This is a genomic window from SAR324 cluster bacterium (genome assembly GCA_029245725.1).
Lineage (GTDB): Bacteria > SAR324 > SAR324 > SAR324 > NAC60-12 > JCVI-SCAAA005.
This window is the reverse complement of record JAQWOT010000104.1, coordinates 1-4,409: the sequence shown is the minus strand read 5'-3', so window position 1 is coordinate 4,409 and position 4,409 is coordinate 1. Positions and strand designations below refer to the sequence as shown.

The following is a 4,409-nucleotide window of genomic DNA, read 5'->3' as shown; positions in this document are numbered from 1 at the left end:
TAGCAGCGGTCAATCACATCTTTGCAGTCTGCAGCTTCAAAACTGAATCGTTAGCTTGGGATCGGGAACATGACATAATCTGCTCCTGCCATCCGAAAAATTGTTCCGAACAAGAGCCCAACAGAGATTCCTTGGTTGGGGGAGAGGATAAATGGACCCAAGAAAGCAGGTTAGACGATGATTGGCAGGCCTGGTTTTCAACTTTGGCTTAGTCGGTGAAAACTCTCAAAACTGTTCAACCCAGGGCAAACCAAGAGACCACCAGCCCCGTATCGAGCGGCTCAATTTGCCCTAAGCATCATTTCTTCCACAGAGGAGGTAATGTTTGGAACATAGCAACTCTTTCTTCCGGTCTTTGCGTTCGCTCGCTCAACAGCTTTACAACAGGCATGGACGCACTCTCGAAAAGGACTCCAGGATTGATCAGTAATCAGATGTTCATCGATCATCAAATCTACTCCTCCCTTGGCGAAACAATATGTCAACTCAGCAAGCTCATTGGTGCTGCGCCCCAAAGGTTCGATATCAGCCATCATTAGTGCGCCTTTAGAGATGCCCAGGCGTTCACGAATCCCAGTTATGCCAAAGCGTGGTCCAGTGAAGTACGCCTTTAAGTCTGAAGAGAGCTGAAGATCTGTAACCTGAACTCCTTTCGTCAAGCTGATATTGCCATAAAGAACGTTCATCAATTGCGTAATTTCATTCTCAGGTCTCACTCAGAAAGCTGATTGAGACCTGAGAATGATGTTCGTTGAGGGCAGTTAGTTCTTCAACGTGTCCAGCGATTTCATTCTTTAGAAAACTGAGAGCCACGAGATGGGGTGGGTGATAGACACTTTGCTCAAAGGCAATTTGATTGGCAACTTCAGCAACCTCTGAGAGTGGGCAGGCTAATCGATACTGGACTTGAAAGCGTGAATTCATCAGAACTGAACCGGGGATGCACTCATTGAAAGCAGTCAGTGGCAAAGGAGGGCTTGGTGGTTCCTTGTAACTGGGTTCCCATTTGCAAAACTGGGGTATGCTCTAATCCTTCTCAGGCTGAACCGTAGGTCTGACGAATCGATTCAGCGTATGATGCTCGAAGAATCGTCTGTTCGGTAATGATGCCAGTGACTAGATTTGCAGGTGTGACGTCAAAGGCAGGATTTCTCACCTTGATATCGATTGGTGCGGTTCTACGTTCTCCGAAAGCTGTCACCTCTTCAGGCGCTCGTTCTTCAATCACAATCTCGGCACCAGTTGGGGTGTTTAGATCGATAGTGGACGCTGGACAGGCCACGTAAAAAGGGATTTTGAAATAGTTTGCCAGTATCGCTACGCTGAAGGTGCCAATCTTGTTGGCAACGTCTCCGTTGGCCGCAACCCGATCAGTACCCACGATAACCACATCAATCTTGCCTTCTTGCATCATCACGGCGGCCATGTTGTCGCAAATCGTGGTCACATCAATCCCGCTTTGCCGTAGTTCCCAAGCTGTCAGTCGAGAGCCCTGGAGTAGTGGTCTGGTTTCATCCGAATAAACTTGGAAACTGATGCCCTTTTCATGGGCCAGATACATTGGGGCCAGCGCAGTTCCAAGCTCACTGGTTGCCAATCCACCTGCATTGCAATGAGTCAGAATTCCCATCCCCTCTTCGATGAGCGAGAGTCCATTTTCACCAATACCCCGACAGAGCTTTCGATCTTCTTCATGAATGACCTTGGCTTCTTCTAACAAGACCTGATATGCGGTTTCGCTGTCGTGCTGATCATTTAATTTTCCAATCATTCGCTTGAGTGCCCAACTTAGATTCACCGCAGTGGGTCGAGCGCTGTTGAGATAATCCACTTGGCGTTCTGCTTCCAAAAGAAACTCTGGCCAAGTGAGGTTGCGCTGGTGCTGCATGGCGATGACCAGTCCATAAGCACCCGCAATCCCGATCGCAGGGGCCCCCCGTACCCGAAGCATTTTGATGGCTTCAAAGACAGCGTCGACCGTCTTTGGTCGCAACATCACTTCTTCGATGGGTAGACAGGTCTGATCCAACATGATCAGCTCATCTTCTTGCCATTGAAGGCTCAACGGGAGGCTCATAGAGTTCTCAAAAATAGGAGTTTAGAACTTGCCTGAGGAATCTCTGGGAATCCAAGTTGCGCTAGCTCGATCAACGGTATTGAACTCTGGGAATTTCTCAAAGAGATCATTGAACCGCTGAACATTGTTGTCACGTAGCATCTTCTGGGTGAAGAGCATAGGTGGAATCGTGATTTCTTGTGGCAGCCACTCCCCGGTCAGTTTCATGGCCAAAGCTCGAATCCCAGTTGCGCCAATTGCAGCAGGGTTCGTAGCAGCGGTCGCAGCCCAAGGGCTTCCATCCTGGGTCATCTGACGAATATCAACGGTGCTGATGTCGGCACTGTAGACTTTCACCTTGTCACTCATGTTCAGTTCACGCAGGGCGATCACAACCCCTTTTGCAAACTCATCATAAGGTGCAAAGTAGGCGTTGATATTGCGGTTTGCCTGCATCGTAGCCTTCACCTGATCAGCATTCTTGGTGGAGATCGGTGACTCGAGGGAGCCATGACGGGCGATTTCCTTGATACCTGGGTATTCCTGCTTGACCTTGGTGAAGCTGGTATCTCTCTTGTCCAGTGGTAGAACACCTGGAATGTAGATATACCCAACGTTTGCTTGGCCATTGAAATCAGCCACTAAGGCGTCCAGTGCCATTTGACCCAGCAGGACATCATCTTGGGCCATGTGGGTAACGATATTGGTCAGATCTTCGAAGTAGATGTCGAATGCGACCACTTTGATCCCTTTCGCCAAGGCTCGCTGGATGGGCTCTCGCATCGTCTCTGGTCGTCCGTGACTCAGCAGGATTGCATCCACTCCAAGACTGATCGCACGATCCACGGCATCAGCCTGGGCTTTGTTATCGGCATTTTTTGTATTCAATGCCAGGAATTCCATACCCAGCATCTCAGCCTGCCGTTTGGCTCCAGAGCGGAAGGTCTGCATAAATTCGCCTTCCACCAAAAGCTGAACCAAGGCAACTTTGAGCTTTTTAGATCCATCAAATGGCGGAGGAGCCCCAGCAATCTGGGCCCAAAGCGTAGTCGTTGTGATCAAGAGGAACAAAAGGGAGCAAGCTGCGGACAGCATCTTTTTCATCTGAATCTCCATGAGAAAGGAAATAAGGCAGAGAAAAAATCTCTGCGGGAACTTCCGCAAGGGAAGGTCTAGGAGCGCTTTGCCAGCGCAAAAGTAAACATCAGCGAGAGGACCAGCACTCCGCCTTTGATAAAATCCTGGGTGTAGTAGGGCAGGCTCAACATTGTTAAGCCGCTCAATAGAACCCCAATGAAGATGGCTCCGACGAGAGTGCCAAACGGATTTGGTCGTCGAACTCCAAAAACTGCGAAGCCAATCAAGGCAGCCCCGACCGCATCCAGCAGCAACCCTGTACCGCTGGTGATGTCTCCAACTCCAACTCGGGCTACCAGGAGCACTCCACCAATCGATGCAATCGTGCCGCTGATCACGTAAGCCATAATTCGATATAAATTAACAGGTGCTCCAGCCAGTCGAGTGGCCTCTGGGTTTCCACCAATGGCGTACATCACTCGACCCCAACGTGTATGGTCCAGAACAATGTAAACAAGGAGAGCGATCACCAGCATGACAATCACTGGAATTGGAATTACTCCGAAGAGACGGCCTTGCCCAAGATAAAGAAAGCTCGGATCAAAAAACCCCATTGCTTCCTCCCCGTCCTCCATCAGCATACCTTCACTAATAGTACGACCTGCAGAGGGGATTAGCTGAAGTCCTTGAATCAAAAACATCATCCCCAGTGTCGTTAGCAAATCGGGGATCTTCATCTTAACAATCAATAGACCGTTGAGGAGTCCAACCAAGGCACCTAGCAGGAGGCAAATAATCACACTAATCACGGCACCCTGCTCCAATACAACCATGCAGTAGGAGGAGATCATCACACTCAGAGCCGCGACGGAGCCAATGGATAGATCCAAGCCATCCACAACTAGGGTAAAAGTGACACCAAGTGCGAGAATGCCATAAATCGCGATGCCCAATAGAATGGAAAACTGATTACTCCAGGTCAAAAAGGCAGGTTCCAAAATGCTGAACAACAGGTATAAGGCAGCCATCACAATCAAAAATCCATAGCGAATGGCAAATTGCTTGGCATCCCAATTATTGGAAGTTCCACCTTTGTCAGTTTTTGTAGCTTCAGGCATGGGCGAATTTTGTTTCGGTGGTAGAAATCCAGTCAAGGAGCTGCGTTCGGTCAATTGAATTACGGTTTTGTTCTCCCATCAGACGTCCCCGATTGAGCACCAGAACTCGATCGGCTACTTCCAGAATTTCATCGAGATCTGCAGCGAGCACCAGCACC

General features: G+C 49.2%; 6 protein-coding genes. 1 reads left to right on the top strand and 5 read right to left on the bottom strand.

Annotation, left to right across the window (positions count from 1 at the left end; all coding sequences use genetic code 11):
• On the top strand, nt 1-212 hold a 212-nt coding region (locus P8O70_04695; protein MDG2196179.1), incomplete at its 5' end, for a hypothetical protein.
• 69 nt (nt 213-281) lie between these two features.
• Here the strand turns inward: P8O70_04695 and P8O70_04690 are convergent.
• From P8O70_04690 to P8O70_04670, 5 genes are all read right to left on the bottom strand, one after another.
• Entirely contained in the window at nt 282-686 is a 405-nt protein-coding gene (locus P8O70_04690) for a RuBisCO large subunit C-terminal-like domain-containing protein (GenBank protein ID MDG2196178.1), read from the bottom strand.
• 19 nt (nt 687-705) lie between these two features.
• The gene (locus P8O70_04685) at nt 706-924 is read right to left on the bottom strand and encodes a hypothetical protein (GenBank protein MDG2196177.1); all 219 of its coding nucleotides are present in this window, start codon (nt 922-924) and stop codon (nt 706-708) included.
• 112 nt (nt 925-1,036) lie between these two features.
• Nucleotides 1,037-2,077: an S-methyl-5-thioribose-1-phosphate isomerase gene (gene mtnA / locus P8O70_04680; protein MDG2196176.1), complete on the bottom strand. Its 1,041-nt coding sequence runs from the start codon at nt 2,075-2,077 to the stop codon at nt 1,037-1,039.
• Nucleotides 2,078-2,098: 21 nt separating this feature from the next.
• A complete protein-coding gene (locus tag P8O70_04675) occupies nt 2,099-3,160 on the bottom strand; it encodes a substrate-binding domain-containing protein (protein ID MDG2196175.1) in 1,062 nt (353 codons plus the stop codon).
• 68 nt (nt 3,161-3,228) lie between these two features.
• Nucleotides 3,229-4,251 carry an ABC transporter permease gene (locus P8O70_04670; protein MDG2196174.1) on the bottom strand — a complete coding sequence of 341 codons (1,023 nt, stop codon included), beginning with the start codon at nt 4,249-4,251 and terminating at the stop codon, nt 3,229-3,231.
• Nucleotides 4,252-4,409 lie beyond the last annotated feature (158 nt).

Bases quoted from the DNA above. Each gene is read 5' to 3' on its own strand.
- P8O70_04690 (MDG2196178.1), bottom strand. From the start codon at position 686: ATGAACGTTCTTTATGGCAATATCAGCTTGACGAAAGGAGTTCAGGTT.
- P8O70_04685 (MDG2196177.1), bottom strand. From the start codon at position 924: ATGAATTCACGCTTTCAAGTCCAGTATCGATTAGCCTGCCCACTCTCA.
- mtnA (MDG2196176.1), bottom strand. From the start codon at position 2,077: ATGAGCCTCCCGTTGAGCCTTCAATGGCAAGAAGATGAGCTGATCATG.
- P8O70_04675 (MDG2196175.1), bottom strand. From the start codon at position 3,160: ATGAAAAAGATGCTGTCCGCAGCTTGCTCCCTTTTGTTCCTCTTGATC.
- P8O70_04670 (MDG2196174.1), bottom strand. From the start codon at position 4,251: ATGCCTGAAGCTACAAAAACTGACAAAGGTGGAACTTCCAATAATTGG.